The organism is Microbacterium jejuense (assembly GCF_039544225.1).
GTDB classification, from domain to species: domain Bacteria; phylum Actinomycetota; class Actinomycetes; order Actinomycetales; family Microbacteriaceae; genus Microbacterium; species Microbacterium jejuense.
Genome location: NZ_BAABLG010000005.1, coordinates 527,561 through 545,166, shown reverse-complemented (window position 1 = coordinate 545,166; position 17,606 = coordinate 527,561). Strand labels below are relative to the sequence as shown.

Genomic DNA, 17,606 nt, shown 5'->3' with positions numbered 1-17,606 from the left:
CCCGGTCGTCCTCAGCCCTTGCCGACCTGGCCGGTGCCGGGATCTCCGTCGTCAGCGCGCCCCACCACGGCGGCCCCCGCCTCGACGCCGGGGGTGGCATCCAGGTGCCCGTCCACGGACCGCGCGCCGCGCGCCGGAGCCAGGCCGCTCGCCGCGACGCACGCGACGGCGAGCAGCGCGACGACGACCCACAGGGCTTCGAGCAGGCCGTACTGGTCGGCGAGCACGCCGATGACCGGCGGACCGGCGAAGTTGGCGAGGTAGCCGATCGCCGCGACGAAGCTCACGCGCAGCGCCGCGTACGGGCCGGTGGCCGCAGCCGACATGCCGAGCGGGAAGCCCATCGAAACGCCTACGGCCCACAGCGCCACGCCGACGAGCACGACCCAGGCAGGGCCGCCCACGATGAACAGGATGACGCCGACGATCCCGAGTGCCGTCGTGTAGCGCACCGCGCGGACCCGCCCGATGCGATCGATGACCGGTCCGGCGAAGATGCGCGTGGCCGCCTCGACCATCGCGAACACGGTGAAGAAGAACGCCGCGACGGTGGCGCTCTGGCCGTGACCGTCGCTGACCGCGAGCGACAGCCAGTTGTTGGCGGACCCCTCGCCGACCTCGACGCCGAGCATCACCACGCCGATGAGCACGAGGCGCCAGTCGAGCACGGCACGCCAGTTCACGCGCGCCTTCGTGCCGTCGGCCGCGGGCTTGGGCGCCGCGTGGTTGCCGGTCGGGATGCCGCGTACGATCGGCACGGCCGCGATCGCGATCACGACCGCCTCGCCGAGGAACTGCGCGGCCGGCGCGATGCCGATGGCCGCGCACAGACCTCCGATCGCCGCGCCGGCGGCGACGCCGATCGACCAGGCGGCGTGCATCATCGGCATCCACGTGCGCGCGGCGCGCTTCTCGACCTCGGCGCCCTCGACGTTGGCCGTGACGTCGAGCACCGAGATCCCGAGACCAGTGAGCACGAATGCGATCGCGATGAACGGGACCGATGCCGCCCCCACGCCGATCCCGAGCGTCACCATCGACAGCACCACCACGACCAGGGCCGCGGCGATCGCCCGTCGTCCGCCGAGGCGCATCGAGATCTGCGCCGACACCGCGAGGCCGAGCACCGAGCCGATCGCCATGGCGGTGAGGAGGAACCCGATCGTCGTCGCGTCGAGCCCGACCTCGGACGAGATCGTGGGCAGCCGCGGACCCCAGGCCGACACCGTCACGCCGCCGACGCCGAAGGTCGCGATGACCGCGTTGCGCCACGTGCGCAGCTCGCGCGGCGGGCTCGGTCTCTTGTCGGCCACAGTGCACATCCGTTCTGCCGCGCGTCCGTGCGCGGCCCGGTCGCCCCGACTCTACGGCAAAACCGTCACCCCTGCCGGTTTTTGTCGAGCGGATGCCGTCACGCCGGGTGGTCGCGGGCCCACAGGGCCGCGCTCGTGCGGTCGGCCACGCCGATCTCGCGGAAGATGCTGCCCAGGTGCGCCTTGACCGTGCGCTCGGCGATGCCCAGAGCGGTCGCGATCTGCTTGTTCGCCAGCCCCTCGGCGACGAGGTCGAGCACCTCGCGCTCACGGTCGCTGAGGCGGTGCCGCGCCGCAGGCGCGGGCAGCAGCGCCGTGGCGATGCGCGGGTCGAGCGGCGCGTTACCGGCGGCGACCGCCCGCACAGCCGCGCGCAGGTCGGCGGGCTCCGCATCCTTCAGCTGGTACCCCGTGGCGCCCGCCTCGATCGCGCTGCGCACGCGGTCGCGGTCGGTGAACGAGGTCAGCACGAGCACCCGCGCCTCGGGAACGGCATCCCGCACCGCCGCCGTCGCGGCCACACCGTCCATCACCGGCATCGACAGGTCCATCACGACCACATCGGGCCGGTGCGCCAGGACTGCCGGCACGGCCTCCGAGCCGTTGCCCGCGCTCGCGACGACCTCGATGTCGCCGTCGGCCGCGAGCACCGCGGTGAGCCCTTCGCGCACCATCGCATGGTCGTCGACCACCAGCACCCTGATCACACCGCCGCCTCCCGTCGTGCGGCGACGGCGACCAGCCGCAGTCGCCAGGCCGTTCCTGCGCCCGGCCGGGTCGCGAGGGCGAGCTCGGCGCCCGCCTGCTCGGCCAGATCCCGCAGTACGCGGGTGCCGAGGTGACCCTCGGCCGGCAGGCGCTGCACGATGCCGGGATCGAACCCCGGTCCGTTGTCGGCGATCTGCAGCACGAGGTCGCCGCCCTCCCGAGCCAGGCGCATCGTCACCCGGCACGGCGCCGCATGCGCGACGGCATTGCGCAGCGTCTCCTGCGCGACCCGGTAGACGAGCTGCTCGTCAGCCTCGGACAGCTCGGGCAGCGACGCCGCGATGTCGAGGTCGACGGTCACGGCGCGGCCGCGCACGGTGGCGGCGAGGTCGTGCAGCGCATGGTCGAGGCCCGCGGCCCGCAGGCCCGGCGGGTAGATGTCCATGAGCAGCGACCGCAGCACGCGGATGTCGCCGCGCACCGCTCCGGCGATCTCGCGCAGCTGCGCTCCCGCCTCGTCGTCGCCTCGACGCGAGGCGGCGTCGGCGGCGCTCTCGGCGGCGAAGCTCGTCGCCACGAGCTCCTGCACCGGGCCGTCGTGCAGCGTGCCCGCGATCCGCCGGCGTTCGGCGTCGGAGGCATCCACCGCGCGCTGCAGCAGGTCGGCACGGCGACGCTCCTCGCGACGCAGCCGACGCAGCAGGCCCCAGACGATGGGCGCGGTCAGCACGAGCAGCAGCAGCAGACTGCTCGTGGTGACGCCCGCGAATCCCCGCCAGAGGTCCGCGGCACGCGCCGCCACGGGCTCGTACGGCAGGTAGACCTCGAACAGCAGCTCGCTGCCGTCGGGTGTCCACACCGGCCGGTAGACCTCGAGCAGCCGCGAACCGGGCTCGAACTCGTTCTCGTCCTCCGACAGGTCCGACACGTCGGCGCGGGTCGACGGATGCTCGAGCGCCTTGCGTCGCGCATCGTCGAGCGGGAACGAGCGGCCGATCAGCTGCTCCTCGTCGGCGTACAGCACGACGCCGTCGGGACTCCACAGCTTCACCCGGGCGATGTCGTCGCCCAGCACCTGATCGCGCACGACCCGGTCGAAGGCGTCGACGGCGTCGGGGTCGCCATCGGCGATCTCCGAGGTGAGCGCCGGCTGGACCACCGCCTCGGCCAGCACGTCGGCGACGCCCGCGGCATCGTTGACCGCCTCGCGCTCGGCGAGCCACTGCGCGGCGAACGTCGCGAGCAGCCCGACGACCACCAGGATCGCCGCCAGCCCCGCGGCGAGCGCGAGCACGACCGTGCGGGTGCGCAGCGGGCCGCGTTCCGGGGAGGGATCATCGGATGCCGCCACCACCGTCACCCACGGCACAGGAACCGCCGCGGCCTCGGAGGCCGCGGCGGTCCGCGCGTCGTGGGCCGTCACTCAGTCGTCCCCACCGTGGCCGCCGTGATCGTCGCCGGTGCGGTCGTCGCCGCCGTGACGGTCGTCGCCGGACTCGGTGCGGTCGTCGCGCGGCGCGTCGCCGCCGTGGTCGTCCGTGGTCGCCGCTGCGCCGCCGTCGTCAGTGGTGGGTGCTGCCGGGGCGGCCGGCGTCGTCGTGCCGCCGTTCACCTCGCGGTCGTCGCCCGGCTCGGTGCGCTGATCGCGCGGCACGTCGCCGTCGTGGTCATCGGTCGCTGTGGCGCCCGGGGCCGGTGCGGTCGGGGTCGTCACGCCGCCGTTGACATCGCGGTCGTCGCCCGGCTCGGTGCGCTGATCGCGCGGCACGTCGCCGCCGTGGTCGTCGACCGACGGCGACGGCGTCGGCGCCGGCGTCACGACCTGGCCGGACGACGGCACGCGCACCGGCACGTTCTGCGCGAACGACCCGTTGCCCCACAGGCCGATGACCGCGGGCACGGCGACGAGCACGAGTGCCCCCGCGCCGACAAGGATCTGGTTCTTCATGGTTCCGCCCCTTCGCTCATTCTGGCCCTCGGCGCGTATGGCGCACAGCCGTGCGGGTCGAGGTGGTTCCAGCGTCCTCGTCGCGCTCGCCCCGCCGCCATCGGACGATGGTCGTACGACCCCGGTATCCCCCCGCTCCGTGAGCGCGGCACCGGCTCCTCCGCCAGGCGCGCATTCGTCGCACGCTGAACGGCCGGAGACCTCGCCGACCCTAGACTTCGAGCCATGCCGGCACCGGATGCGAACGCGCCGCGGAGCGTGTGGGGCGTCGTGTGGCGCGTCGCTCTCGCACTCCTCATCAGCGGCGTCGTCTGGGGCTCTGTCGTCGCGAGCCAGGGCCCGATCTTCACGCCCTTCCAGCGGGTCTGGGCGTGGGTCGTGGATCCGGCGCTCGGCGTTGTGGCGCTGGTCCTCGTACTCCTGTTCGCGCGGCGGCTCCCCGTCATCGTGGGCGCGGCCGCCGGCATCCTCGTCGTCGTCTCGACGGCGGCGATCGGCCCCGCGCTCCTCGCGATCGGCTCGGTCGCCACGCGGCGCCGCTGGCGCGAGATCGCGATCGTCGGAGCGATCGATCTCGTCGCGCTGCTCTTCGCGGGTTCGCTTTACCCCGCAGCCGCGGGGACGCTGCCGTGGTGGGGGCGCGTCCTCGTCATGGGGCTGGGGCTCGCGGTCGTCGTCGCCGTCGGCATCGCGATGGGCCAGCGCCGGGCGCTCCTGGCAGGACTGCGCGAGCGGGCGGAGCAGGCCGAGCGCGAGCAGGAGGCCCGCGCCGAGGCGGCCCGCGCCGCCGAGCGCACCCGCATCGCCCACGACATGCACGACGTGCTCGCGCACCGCATCTCGCTGGTCGCGCTGCACTCGTCGGCGCTCGCCTTCCGCGACGACGTGCCTCGCGATGAAGAGAAGGCCGCACTGCAGACGATCGCGGACAACGCACGCCTGGCGCTCTCCGAGCTGCGCGACGTGCTCGGTGTGCTGCGCGAGCCTGGCCCGACCGGCCTCGCCGACCCGGCACCGCCGCAGCCGCAGCTCGGCGACGTGGTCCGCCTTGTCGACGAGGTCGGCGCGGCCGGCCTGGAGGTCGACCTCGTCGAGGCTGTCGACGGCGACCCGCCGTCGGTCGTCGGCCAGACCGCGTACCGCGTGATCCGCGAGGCCCTCACGAACGCCCGCAAGCACGCACCGGGCGCGAAGACGGTGGTGTCGATCGCCGGTGAGGCCGGCGAGGGACTGGCCGTGCGGGTCCGCAATGCGGCGGTGCGGCATCCGTCGTCCGAAGCCCTGCCCGGCGCGGGGCTGGGGCTCGTCGCCATGCGCGAGCGGGTCGAGCTCCTCGGCGGCCGCATGAACCACGGCGCGACCGACGACGGCGGGTTCGAAGTCGCCGCCTGGCTACCATGGGCGACGTGACAGTCCCCGAGCCGCTGCGCATCGTGATCGTCGACGACGACCCCCTGGTGCGGACGGGTCTCGCGATGATCATCGGCGGCGACCCGGCGCTGCGCATCGTGGCGCAGGCGGCCGACGGCGCCGAGGGGATCGCCACCGTCGAACGCGAGCAGCCCGACGTGGTGCTCATGGACATCCGCATGCCCGTCATGGACGGCCTCGCCGCGACCGAGCGGATCCTCGGGATGCCGCAGCCGCCGCGCGTCGTGCTGCTGACGACGTTCGACACCGACGACATGGTGCTGCGCGGCCTGCGCACGGGCGCGGCGGGATTCCTCTTGAAGGACACCCCGCCCGCACAGCTCATCGCCGCGGTGAAGGACGCCGCCGCCGGGTCGCCCGCGCTGTCGCCGCGGGTCGCCCAGAAGCTCATCGCCACCGCGACAGCTCCCGAGCGCACCCGCGACGACGACGCCCGGGCGGCCGCGCGCACGCAGCTCACCCAGCTCACCGAACGCGAGCTCGAGGTGGCGCAGGCAGTCGGCCGCGGCCTCTCGAATGCCGAGATCGCGGCGGACCTGCACATGTCGATCGCGACGGTGAAGGCGCACGTGGGCCGGGCCCTGGCCAAGCTGCAGCTCGAGAACCGGGTGCAGCTGGCGCTGCTGGTTCACGACGCGACGTGACCCGGCGGACGTAGCCGAAAGTAGGAGTCGACACAGACTTCCGGTGCTGCTGCGGCGGCGGCATCCCCGCCATCATTGAGCCGTGACCAACCAAGAGCACAGCGCGACCCTCGCCGAGACCCCCACGGGTCCGGCACTGCGGGTCCGTCCCCGGGTGTGGATCGGCCTCGCGATCTGGGCCGGGTACACCCTTCTCGTCGTCGCCGTCCAGGCGCTGATCGGCATCCCGTACACCGCGTTGGGCGAGAGCGGCTCGAACCTCTTCCTCGGCGCCGGACTCTCGCTCATCGTCGGGGCGGTGGCCCTGGCGATCACCGCGACGCTGCTCGGCTGGTGGCGCCCCGCCCTGTTCGATCAGCACCGCAGCGTGCGCTGGCCGATCTTCGTGCCGATCCTGATGGCCGTCGCGCTCGTCATCAACCTCGCGAGCACCGACTGGGCCTCGTACGACGGCGCCTTCTTCGCGGCATCCATCGTCCTGCTGCTCGTGGGCTTCACCGAAGAGATGGCCAACCGCGGCCTGCTGATCGTGGCGCTGCGCAGCCGGCTCGGCGAGGGCTGGGTGTGGTTCCTCAGCTCGCTGCTGTTCGGACTCATGCACCTGACGAACGCACTGTCGGGTCAGGACCTCCTCACCACGCTGCAGCAGGTCGCCCTCGCCTTCGCGGGCGGCACGATCTTCTACATCCTGCGCCGCACCACCGGCACCCTCATCTGGGCCATGGTGCTGCACGGGCTGTGGGACTTCTCGACCTTCGCCGTCGGCCACGGCACGCCCGGCGCGTTCGCGGCCTTCGGCGGCATCGTGAACCAGATCGCCTGCGTCGCCGGACTGATCGTCGTCGCCTTCGTCATCCGCGGCGCGAAGGAGCGCACCGCGATCGGCTGATCGTCGAAGACGCCCCCGACCTTCACGGGTCGGGGGCGTCGTCGTATACGCGCTCCGCTCGTGCGCTCACGAGGTGTGAGCAGCCTCCAGCAGGTCCCGCGCGACCGGCGCCAGGTCGCGCGCGGCGCCGCGCCAGATCGCGGTGATCGGCCGGGTGATCGGATCGGTGTCGACGGCGACGCGGGCCAGACGCCCGAGCCGCAGGTCGTCCGCCACGACGCGGCTGGACAGCACGGCCGGTGCCAGCCCGCTCGCCACCGCCGACCGGATCGCCGCCGTGTTCGCGAGCACGACAGCCGGCGCGGCGGGGGCGTGGCCCAACCGCTCCTCGACTACGAGCTCCCAGCTGCGCCGGGTGCCGCTGCCGAGCTCGCGTGCGACCAGGCCGGTGCCGGCGATGTCGGCGAGGGGGACGGCATCCCGATCCGCCCACGGATGATCCGTCGCGACGACCACGACCAGCTCGTCGCGCGCGACGACACGGCTCGAAAGGTCGGTCAGGGCCTCAGGGCTCTCGATGAAGCCGAGGGATGCCTCACCGCCCCGCACGCGTGCACACGTGTCTGCGCTGTTGGCGGTGAGCAGGCGCACCTCGGTCGGCGTGCGTCCGGCGGCGACCTGCGCCGCCCGCAGCGCCACCAGCCACCGCGGCAGCAGGTGCGATGCGACGGTCTGGCTCGCGGCGACCGAGAGCTCCCGTCCGGTCTCGCCGCGCAGCTGCCCGATGCCGGTCTCGAGCCGGTCGGCCGCGTGGAGCAGGTCGTCGGCCCACGCGACGAACACCTCGCCGGCGGGCGTCGCGGTCACCCCCTGCGGCGATCGCAGCAGCAGTTCGAGGCCGAGGGCGCGTTCCATCGCGCGCAGCCGCGCGGACGCGGACTGCTGCGTGACGCCGCGCTCGCGGGCGGCGGCCGAGATGGAGCCGCTCTCGAGCACCGCGCGCAGCAGTCGCAGGGCCTCGATGTCGGGCACGTATCCCACAGCCACAGCCTACGCCTGTACCCCTACGCATGCGGGAGGGGTACCGGAGTCCGCGGCGAAAAGCGAACGTGGAATGGTGTTCCGCTCCGCCCCGCTCGCCCATCGCACCATCCGCCTCGTTCCCGGCATCGCGCTGTGCCTCGCGATCGGCGCCGTCTCGGTCGCGGTCGGAGCCGTCGCACCGGTGGTCGGCACGGCGATCCCGGCGATCGCGCTCGGCGTCGCGGTCGCGGCGATCCGGCGACCGGGGCCGGGCGTTCAGCCCGGCGTCGCCTTCTCGAGCAAGTGGCTGCTGCAGGCGGCCGTGGTGCTGCTCGGCGCCCACCTCTCGCTGCAGGACGTGCTCGCGGTCGGCGCCGAGTCGCTGCCCGTCATGCTCAGCACGCTGACGGTGTGCCTGCTCGCGGCCCGGGGGCTCGGTCGTGCCATGCGGATCGACGGCCGGCTGCGCACGCTGATCGGCGTGGGCACCGGCATCTGCGGCGCGTCGGCGATCGCTGCCGTCGCCCCGGTGATCGCGGCGACCAGCGGCGAGATCGCGTACGCGGTGTCGACGATCTTCGTGTTCAACATCGCCGCGGCGGTGGCGTTCCCGCTGCTCGGCCACGCGCTCGGGCTGGACGCCCACACCTTCGGGCTGCTCGCCGGCACCGCGATCAACGACACCAGTTCGGTGATCGCCGCGGCCACCACCTTCGGGGCGGGGGCGCTGGGCTTCGCGGTCGTGGTGAAGCTCGTGCGCACCCTCATGATCCTGCCGATCAGCGTGGGGCTCGCCCTGCGGCAGCCCCGCGACAGCGAGGCGAGCCTGCTGCGCCGGCCGTGGCGCATCGTCACGCTGGTGCCGTGGTTCATCGTCGGCTTCACGGTGATGGTGCTCGCGAACTCAGCGGGCCTGATCGCCCCCGGCGTGCGCGGCGCGATGCTCTTCGGCAGCGGCGTGCTCATCGCAGTGGCGCTCGCGGGTATCGGCCTGTCGACCGATCTCGCGGCCATCCGCCGCGCCGGCTGGCGCCCGCTCGCGCTGGGCGCTGTGCTGTCGCTGCTGGTCACCGCGACCGCGGTGGGCGCGCTGGCCGTGACCGGCCTGCGGGGCTGAGGCGGAGCATCCCCTTCCCTCGACGGGCGAGGCGTCAGAGCGCGACGTGGAACTTCGGCCCCGGGCCGGCACCCGGCGGCCGCGTGCCGGCGAGGATCGCGGGCAGGTCGTCGAGCGCCACTGTCGCGGCGATGAGCGGGCGCGGGTCGACCACGCCGGCCGCGTACGCGTCGATCGTGCCGGCGAGGCCGGGCGACGCGCTCAGCACGCCGACGGCTGTCACGTCCTTGAGGGCGAGATCCCGCGTGTCGATGAGGCTGGGCGTGCCCGCGAGGCCGATGTAGACCACTCGGCCGCCGGGTTCGACGAGTTCCAGCGCCCGCGCCGGCAGCTGTGGCGAATTGGATGCCTCGACCACGGCGTCCCAGGGCAGCCCCGGCAGCTGCGCTTCGGTCCAGACGTCGTCGAAGCCGAGCGACCGGGCGAACGCCGTCGAGGCCTCGTCGCGCGCGAGCAGATGGACCTCGGCCCCGGCCGCACGCGCGAACATCGCGCACAGCAGCCCGATCGTGCCCGGCCCGAGCACGAGGCACCTGTCCCCCGGCTGCAGCGCCGCACCCTGCACCGCACGGAACGCGTTGCCGCCCGGCTCGACCAGCGCACCCATCGCGTCGTCGACCGCGTCGGGCAGCCGGTGCAGCGACGCCACTGTCGTCGCGACCTTCTCGGCGATGGCTCCCGGCTTGCCGCCGCGGATGCCGAGCTCGAGGCGGCGCTCGCACACGTGCTGCCGGCCGTGCTGACAGCGCCGGCACTCTCCGCAGCCGAGCATCGTGTCTCCGGTCACTCGGCGTCCGGTCCACGCGGGGTCCACGCCGGCGCCCACGGCCGACACCGTGCCCGCCCACTCGTGCCCGATGCGCATCGGATACGCGGCGTGGCCCGAGTGCAGGTACGCCATCTCGCCGCTGAAGAACTCGAGGTCGGTGCCGCAGATGCCCGCGCGTCGCACGTCGACGACCACTTCGCCGGCCGCGGGCGCCGGCTCGTCGACCTCCTGCACCTCGGCGTGCCCGGGCGCGGTGATCACGAGCGCCTTCATCGCCCGGCCCGTAAGAGCGGCGGGATGCCGCGCACCCGCTCGCCGAGGAAATGGGGCTCGTCGGTCGCCACCTGGGCCGTCGCCAGGAGCGGCACGGCGACGTGGCCCGGGTCAATGTGATTCACGCGTGACCCCCGATCCGGACGATCCGACCAGGAAGTCGAGGTCGGCGCCCCGGTCGGCCTGCAGCACGTGGTCGACGTAGAGGCGCTCCCACCCGCGGCGCGGGTTCGCGTAGCCGTCGAGGGTGGCCTGGTTCGGCATCCGCGCGGCCAGCTCTTCGGCGGGCACGTCGAGGTCCAGGCGCCGGGCGCGCACGTCGAGGCTGATCCAGTCCCCGGTGCGCACGAGCGCCAGTGGTCCGCCGGCGGCGGCTTCGGGTGTGACGTGCAGCACCACGGTGCCGTACGCGGTGCCCGACATCCGGCCGTCGCACACGCGCACCATGTCGCGCACGCCCTTCGCCAGCAGCTTCGCCGGCAACGGCATGTTCGACACCTCGGGCATGCCCGGGTACCCCTTCGGCCCGCAGCCGCGCAGCACCATGACGCTGTTCTCGTCGATGTCGAGGTCGGGGTCGTCGATGCGCGCGTGGAAGTCCTCGATCGAGTCGAACACGACCGCCCGGCCCCGGTGCTTCAGCAGGTGCGGGGACGCCGCCGCGGGCTTGATGAGCGCGCCGCCGGGCGCGAGCGAGCCGCGCAGCACCGAGATGCCGGCGTGCGGCTGCAGCGGCGCGTCGCGCGGCGTGATGACGTCGGGGTCCCAGATGCGGGCGTCATCGAGGTACTCCACGAACGGCTCACCCGTGATGGTGAGGGCGGTCGGGTCGAGCAGGTCGCGCACCTCGCGCAGCACGGCGAGGAACCCGCCCGCCCGGTACAGGTCGTCCATCAGGTAGTGCCCGGCCGGCTGCAGGTTCACCAGCAGCGGCACCTCGGCGCCGATGCGGTCGAAGTCGTCGATGGTGAGGTCGATCCCGAGCCGCCCGGCGATCGCCAGCAGGTGCACGACGGCGTTCGTCGATCCGCCGATCGCGGCGAGCGCGACGATCGCGTTGTGGAAGTTCCCCTTCGTGAGGAACGTCGACGGCCGGCGGTCCGCCGCGACCAGGTCCACCGCCAGGCGCCCGGTCTCGTGCGCGGTTTCGAGCAGCCGCGCGTCGGGCGCCGGGGTCCCCGCCACGCCGGGCACGACCACACCCAGCGCCTCGGCGACCAGCGCCATCGTCGACGCGGTCCCCATCGTGTTGCAGTGACCCTTGGAGCGGATCATCGACGACTCGGACTTCAGGAACTGTTCTTCGCTCAGGGTGCCGGCGCGAACCTCTTCGCTCAGCCGCCACACGTCTGTGCCGCACCCCAGTGCCTCGCCCCGGAAGTGCCCGGTGAGCATCGGCCCACCGGGCACCACCACCGCCGGCAGATCGACGGATGCCGCGGCCATCAGCAGCGACGGGATCGTCTTGTCGCAGCCGCCGAGCAGCACGACGCCGTCGATGGGGTTGGCCCGCAGCATCTCCTCCGTGGCCATCGCCGCCATGTTGCGCCACAGCATCGCCGTCGGGCGCACCTGCGTCTCGCCGAGCGAGACCACCGGCAGCTCCAGCGGGATGCCGCCCGCCTCGTAGATCCCGTTCTTCACCGACTGCGCCACCTCGGTCAGGTGCGCGTTGCACGGCGTGAGATCCGACGCCGTGTTGGCGATCGCGATCTGCGGGCGCCCCCCGAACGCGCTCGACGGCGCGCCGCGCCGCATCCACGCCCGATGGATGTACGCGTTGCGGTCATCCCCCGCGTACCAGTGCGAACTGCGAAGCGACATGTCGGGCTCTCCTCCGTCCGGCGGCGATGCCGGGCTGCTCCCGCCATCCTGCCCGATGCGAGCCACCGGCCGTTGAGCGAGCGGAGCGAGACGAAACGCCGCGAGCCGCCGATCGGACGTGACCACCTCCGCAACGTATGCAGTGGCCCAGGTCCTCGAAAGCGACTTGCGACGTTTCGTCTTCGCGAGTCGGTCACTGAGCGAGGAGCGCAGCGACGAGACGAAGTGTCCTCGCTCCGCTCAACGACCGGGAAGGTCGTTCGGACTACTTCGCGACGGTCACCTTGAGCGGAGCGCTCACGGTGGTGCCGGCGGCATTCGTGAACTCGACCGTGTAGGTGTACGTGCCCTTCGCCTTGCCGCTGACCGGCAGCGTCGCGTGCTGCGCGCCCGGCGAGGCCGCGGTGAGGGTGCCCGACCCGACCTCGGTGCCGTTCTCGAGGAATCGGTACGAGGTCGCGTTGGTGCCCCACCACAGGTCGGCGGTGATGGTGTACCCGCCGTCGCCGTCCTTGTTCGAGGCCGACAGCGTGGGCTTGCCGGGCGACGCGTCGGTCACCTTGACGGTGAGCGACTGCGTGGCCGTCGTGCCCTTCGAGTTCACGAGCTCGCCCGTGAAGACGTAGGTGCCGTTCTTCAGGCCCGCGACGTCGACCACCGCGCGCTGCGCGCTCGGGGTCGTCATCGCGAGCGGCACCTTGGCGACGAGCTCACCGTCGCGGTAGAGCTTGAACAGCTGGCCGTTCTCACCCCACCACAGGTCCATCGTCACCTGGAACGTGCCGTCCTTGAGGCCGGTGTCCCATCCGTCGTTCGACGACAGCACGCCCTTGCCCGGCGCCGTCTTGGCGCCGTCGTCCGAGACGACCTCGGGCAGCGTCACCACGGCCGTCGCGGCGGAGCGGTCGCCTTCACCGAGCGTGTTCACCCCGGCGACCTCGTACGCGTGGGTCGTGCCGAGCTCGAGCGCCGAGACGGTGCACGTCGTCTTCGTCGTCTCGCACACCGGCTCCGTGCCGCCCACCTCGTACACGCGGTACCCGGTGAAGCCGGGACCCGTCAGGGCCGAGGCATCCCACGACACGGTGATCGACGTGTCGCCGGCAGCGACCGCCTGCGCGTTCTGCGGCGCGGCGGCCTTCGTCGTGTCGGCGACGGCGAGCCACGAGATGACCGGTTTCTCGCTGCCGGCGCCCTCGTTCGTGACGACGTAGTCGACAGTGGCCGGCGCCGTCAGTGTGAAGGTCAGCGCGGCGGCGAGCGGCGTGCTCGTCCCCGACAGCGGGATGGTGCCCTTGGCGAGCTCCGTCCCGGCGACCGACACCGTCTGGTACATGGCGCGGTTGATGTTCCACCACTCGGTGAAGCCGCCCGTCAGCGTGTACGTGCCGGCATCCAGCGGCAGCCGGTAGATCAGCTTCGTCGTGTCCTGGTACAGGCCCGTGGAGTACTTGTCGTTGATGTCGGTGGTGCCCTTGGTCTTCATGCCGTCGGCGACATATCCCCACTGGTCGGCCGCCCCCGACACCTGGTCGACCTTGTCGTTGCGCAGCTGCACCGCCCCCGCCACCGCCGTGTACTGCGGCGAGGCCGCACCGCTCGTGCCCGAGTCGATGTAGTACACCAGCGCAGGCGGCACGATCTCGTACCGTGCGATGACGGCCTGGTCCGTGCCGGTCAGGCGGCCGGTCAGCGTGAGCGCTGCATACTCCGTGCGCGGCTGCGCGGCGGAGGCGGCATCCCATTCCACGTCCTTCTCGGCACCGGCCACCAGGACCGTCGCAGGCAGGTCGTCGGCGACGCCCAGCGCACCCTGCACGCCCAGGTCGCGTGGCAGGCTCTGCACGTAGACCAGCGCGAGGCGGGCGTTGTACCCGCTCGTGCCGTTGGTGCCGAACTCGAGGTCGACGACCGCGTCCTGGTCGAGCGTCAGCGTCTGCGCCACCGGGGTCGCCGAGCCGGTCGACACCGCGGTCTTCGTGGTCGAGACGCCCGCGGCGGTCACCTTCGAGTAGACGTTGGTCGTCAGCCCCGCACGCGGCGCCTGCACTCCGACCAGGTTGTACGAGCCGGCCGGCAGCGCCAGGTGATATGTGATCGGCTTGTTGTAGTCCGCGCCGACGTATGACGAACCCCAGTCCAGCGGCGAACCCGCGGCGATCGTCGTCGCCGTCGTCGAGTAGCCCCACGTCTCGCCCGATGCCACGCCGTCCCACTTCTGGTCGCCCGTGTCGTTGCGCAGGTCGGGGAACGCGGCCTTGACGGCGGCGTAGACCGAGCCGTCAGGCGAGCCCGAAGCGCCGGAGTCGATGAAGTACTCCAGGGCGGCGGGCACGACCAGCACTGTCGCGCTGAACCGCTGGTACAGCCCCGACGGCAGCTTCTCGGTCGAGCGGCCGGTCGCGGCGAACGTGCCGAGCTCCGCGGCGCTCTTCGCGCTGTCGACCGAGCTGAGGGCCCACGTGACCTTCGTGTCGGCGCCGAGCAGCGTCAGGTGCGACGGCAGCGTCCGCGCGCTCGACGTGATCGTCACGACGCCGAGGTCCACGACATCGGCACTCACGTCCTTCGGGGTGAGACGGTCGACGGCGGCCGTCAGCCGGGCCGACAGCGCGGTCGCGCCCTCGGCGTCGAGACCGTAGGTGGCGGGATCGGATGCCGCGGCCTCCGCGTCGGCCTTCACGGCCGCGAACACCGCCCACGTCTCGGCGCTGTACTCGCTCTCGGCGAGGTCGTCGACGGATCCGACCAGGGCGGCGAGCGCGGTCGTGTCGACCTTCGACGAGTCCGCCGTCGCGGTGACCACCCCGACCGCGTCGACGTTGATCGAGCTGTCGTTGGCGGTCCTGATCACGACAGTGTGCGCCGCGTTCGCGAGACCTCGAAGCTGGAACGCGGTCCGCTCGCTGCCGGCGTTGTAGGTCGGCGCGGCGGCGACGACGGGCACCCCGTCGACCACGACATCGAGCGTCGGTCCGCCCGTGTTGGTGCCGATGATGTCGAGACCGGTGCCCGTGAAGGCGTAGGTCATCGCGGCACCCTTGGCGGTGCTCTTGGACGCGGTGCGCTGCCACTCGAACATCCCCTGGCCGTTGACGTGGCTCCAGTTCGCGTCGAACTGCAGCACCGGCACCGACGAGTCCGCCCAGCTGGTCTGGTGCATGCCGTCGATCATCGCCGCGTAGTACGGCGTGTAGCCGGGCACCGTCTCGATCTTCAGGTTGTCGAACTGCACGAACGTGAAGCTCGAGCCGAGCTGGATGCGCCCGGTGGCCTGCGGTGCGGCATCCGTGTAGGTCGCGACCTGGACGCCGTTGACGAAGGCCGTGTAGACGGAGCCCGCCACCTTCACGGCAATGTTGTTCCAGACGCCGGCGCCGGTCTTGAAGGCCGCGTTCGCCGGCACCGTGCCGCTGGAGAGCGTCGCGCCGAACCGCATGAACGTCCACGCGCCGGTCGGATCGATCTTGAGCTCTGCCGCCGACACGCTCTGGCCGTTGGCCGTGCCGCCTTGCTCGCGGGCGCCGATCGTCGCGTACTGCGAGCCGGTCGCCTCGAACAGCACATCGGACGAGACGGTGTAGTTCGCCCAGCGCGCGTCGCCGATCGTGGTCTTCGGGTCGCCGCTGTTCCAGGCGCCGCCGGCCATGCCGGGGCCCACCTGCTGGCGCAGCACGCGGCCGTGCGCGGCATCCTGCGTCGCGACGGACTCGAACGCGCCGTTGGTGTCGTTCGTGTAGCGCGGGGTGGCGCCGTTGTCCTCGCTCTGCACCGCGGGCGTGCCGGCAGGCTTGGCCTGATCGCCGCGTGCGACGAGGTACGGAACGCCACTGTCGACGAGCTGCCCGGTCGCCGGGTCGTAGCCCTGGATCGTGCCCTCTTCGCGGTAGTCGAAGTCGTCGGCGTAGAGCGTCGCGTCGTCGGTCACGCCGTTGACGTTGCCGCTGGCGTCCGTGTCGAGCACGTCACGACCACCGTCGGCGTCGGTGTACTCCCTCGACGTCGGCAGGCCCGACCCGTACCCGTCCTTCGCCACGAGCGAGCCGTCCGCCTTCGCGGTCGCGTGGTCGAGGGTCGTGATCGTGGCGGTCGACCACGGCTTCACCGTGACGGTGTAAGAGCCGTCGGCGGCGGGCTGCACCTCGGCGACGGGCTTGAGGTAGTTCGCGTCGTACGCCTGGCCGGCGTCTGCGGCGCGGGTCTCCCACACCTCGGCGGTCGCGTCGGCGCCGAGGTTCAGCTCCTTCGCGACGACGCGGTAGGTCTTGGCGAACTTCGAGTCGTTGATGACGACCGTCGAGAAGTCCGACGCGTCGGGCGCCGCGAGCGTCGTGTACGACGCACCCCCGGCGCGAGCACCGCTCGGCGGATTGCCCGTGCCCAGCTCGCTCTTGGAGGCCTGTGGGATCGCCCGCCAGATGCCGGCGGTGTTGTCGGCGTTCTCCCACCCGAGCGTCGCGAACTGCGTGAACTGCTCGAGCACGGCCAGACCGCCGTCGTAGTACAGCCAGCCCGACCACGGGTCGCGCGCATTCACGAGCTCCTTCGACGAGTACTGGAACCCGTCGTAGAACGAGCCGATCGCCGGCTGGAAGATGTTCATGGTGCGACGCGACGCGGCGAAGCCGGTGGTGATCCAGTTGCCCATCTCGAGGGCGCTGTTGGTGCCGCCGAACTCGGTGCCGCTGCCGCCCTGCTCGTCACTGGCGTTGTTGTTGGGGCGGTCTGCGGAGCTGGAGAACGTCGACTGGCCCTCGGAGTTCCACACCTCCTGGTCGAGCTGCTCGGCGATCTTCTTCATGTTGCCGGCGCTGTCGTCGGCGCTGGAGTAGTGGAAGCCGACGATGTCGACGGCGTCGCGCAGCGACGAGTCGGTCGCCGATGTCATCGCGTTGCCGAACGACACCGGCGGCGTCCCCACGATGTCGGCGGCGACCGTGCGGATCGCGTGGAAGAGGTCGGCCTCCTGCTGCGTGGCGAAGCCGTTGTTCGGGTCGCCCGCGGTGGCGCCCTCGTAGCCCTTGGCGTCGTTCTTCACCCAGCCGGCGAAGTCCTTGTACAGCTGCACGTTGGGTGTGCTGGTCTCGTTGGTGTCGGGGTTGATCGAGTCGACCATGACGCCGTACTGGCGGTAGGCGGCGATCACGGTGTTCTTGAACCAGATGTACTGGTCCGCGTCGTTCACGGCCCACGCCGGCCGGTTCCAGCGCAGGATGCTGACGTGGACGTCGCCGTGCGCGACCCGCTGCGCGTCGGCCGCCAGCTGGAAGCCCGGCTCGCGCAGCACGTTCGGGTACTCGTCGCGCGTGCGCATCGTCGAGGCGTTCGGGCCCGTCGACGTGTTGCGGTCGTTGCCCATCTCGATCTTGACGGTGTTCATGATCGGGTGGTCCCCGCCGAACAGGGTCTCGATGAGCTCCCAGTACTTGTCGGGATGCTGCGACTTGTAGTCCAGCAGCAGCGCGCTGGTCGAGTTTGCCGACAGCACGCCGAAGCCCTTGAAGGTCAGCCCGTTCTTGTTGAGCGCCGCGGCGGCGACGTCGGCACCGGTCACCGTGACGGTGACCGGGTCGGCTCCGGCCGCCTGCGCCATCGTGGGCACGGCGAGCGGGGCTGCGATCACGGCCGCGGTCACCACGGCGGCCACGACACCCTTCCGGATCCGTCGGGTATTCGGTCCGATGTTCGGACGAGGCATCCTTGCCTGCGGCATGTGCACTTCTCCTT

Annotated in this window: 13 protein-coding genes; 4 read left to right on the top strand and 9 right to left on the bottom strand. The window is 72.2% G+C overall.

Annotation, left to right across the window (positions count from 1 at the left end; translation table 11 throughout):
- Nucleotides 1–11: 11 nt before the first annotated feature.
- From ABEA46_RS12140 to ABEA46_RS12125, 4 genes are all read right to left on the bottom strand, one after another.
- Nucleotides 12–1,313, bottom strand: coding sequence for an MFS transporter (locus ABEA46_RS12140; protein ID WP_345544802.1), 1,302 nt, complete (start codon nt 1,311–1,313; stop codon nt 12–14).
- Nucleotides 1,314–1,411: 98 nt separating this feature from the next.
- Nucleotides 1,412–2,020, bottom strand: coding sequence for a response regulator (locus ABEA46_RS12135; RefSeq protein ID WP_345544801.1), 609 nt, complete (start codon nt 2,018–2,020; stop codon nt 1,412–1,414).
- Entirely contained in the window at nt 2,017–3,444 is a 1,428-nt protein-coding gene (locus ABEA46_RS12130; RefSeq protein WP_345544800.1) for a sensor histidine kinase, read from the bottom strand. Before ABEA46_RS12130 ends, ABEA46_RS12135 begins: the two co-directional genes overlap by 4 nt.
- Nucleotides 3,445–3,969 carry a hypothetical protein gene (locus ABEA46_RS12125; RefSeq protein ID WP_345544799.1) on the bottom strand — a complete coding sequence of 175 codons (525 nt, stop codon included), beginning with the start codon at nt 3,967–3,969 and terminating at the stop codon, nt 3,445–3,447.
- 225 nt (nt 3,970–4,194) lie between these two features.
- Here ABEA46_RS12125 and ABEA46_RS12120 point away from each other — a divergent pair, with 225 nt between their 5' ends.
- From ABEA46_RS12120 to ABEA46_RS12110, 3 genes are all read left to right on the top strand, one after another.
- Nucleotides 4,195–5,379 carry a sensor histidine kinase gene (locus tag ABEA46_RS12120; protein ID WP_345544798.1) on the top strand — a complete coding sequence of 395 codons (1,185 nt, stop codon included), beginning with the start codon at nt 4,195–4,197 and terminating at the stop codon, nt 5,377–5,379.
- A complete protein-coding gene (locus tag ABEA46_RS12115; RefSeq protein WP_345544797.1) occupies nt 5,367–6,044 on the top strand; it encodes a response regulator in 678 nt (225 codons plus the stop codon). Before ABEA46_RS12120 ends, ABEA46_RS12115 begins: the two co-directional genes overlap by 13 nt.
- A gap of 82 nt (nt 6,045–6,126) precedes the next feature.
- Nucleotides 6,127–6,933 (top strand): CPBP family intramembrane glutamic endopeptidase, encoded by an 807-nt coding sequence (locus ABEA46_RS12110; protein WP_345544796.1) that lies wholly within the window; start codon nt 6,127–6,129, stop codon nt 6,931–6,933.
- Between the two features lie 66 nt (nt 6,934–6,999).
- Here ABEA46_RS12110 and ABEA46_RS12105 read toward each other — a convergent pair whose 3' ends face one another.
- Nucleotides 7,000–7,914, bottom strand: coding sequence for a LysR family transcriptional regulator (locus ABEA46_RS12105; RefSeq protein ID WP_345544795.1), 915 nt, complete (start codon nt 7,912–7,914; stop codon nt 7,000–7,002).
- Between the two features lie 73 nt (nt 7,915–7,987).
- Between ABEA46_RS12105 and ABEA46_RS12100 the strand changes: the two genes are divergently transcribed.
- Entirely contained in the window at nt 7,988–9,013 is a 1,026-nt protein-coding gene (locus ABEA46_RS12100) for a YeiH family protein (RefSeq protein ID WP_345544794.1), read from the top strand.
- Nucleotides 9,014–9,047: 34 nt separating this feature from the next.
- Here the strand turns inward: ABEA46_RS12100 and ABEA46_RS12095 are convergent, their stop codons facing one another.
- The 4 genes from ABEA46_RS12095 to ABEA46_RS12080 all read right to left on the bottom strand — a co-directional run bounded on the left by ABEA46_RS12095 (nt 9,048) and on the right by ABEA46_RS12080 (nt 17,526).
- Nucleotides 9,048–10,043, bottom strand: coding sequence for a zinc-dependent alcohol dehydrogenase (locus ABEA46_RS12095; protein ID WP_345544793.1), 996 nt, complete (start codon nt 10,041–10,043; stop codon nt 9,048–9,050).
- 8 nt (nt 10,044–10,051) lie between these two features.
- On the bottom strand, nt 10,052–10,180 hold the full coding sequence (locus ABEA46_RS12090; protein ID WP_345544792.1) for a hypothetical protein: 129 nt from the start codon (nt 10,178–10,180) through the stop codon (nt 10,052–10,054).
- Nucleotides 10,167–11,879, bottom strand: a complete 1,713-nt coding sequence (locus ABEA46_RS12085; RefSeq protein ID WP_345544791.1) for an IlvD/Edd family dehydratase — start codon at nt 11,877–11,879, stop codon at nt 10,167–10,169. The genes ABEA46_RS12090 and ABEA46_RS12085 overlap by 14 nt, the downstream gene beginning before the upstream one ends.
- 265 nt (nt 11,880–12,144) lie before the next feature.
- Nucleotides 12,145–17,526, bottom strand: a complete 5,382-nt coding sequence (locus tag ABEA46_RS12080; RefSeq protein WP_345544790.1) for a 3-keto-alpha-glucoside-1,2-lyase-like domain-containing protein — start codon at nt 17,524–17,526, stop codon at nt 12,145–12,147.
- Between the last annotated feature and the right edge of the window lie 80 nt (nt 17,527–17,606).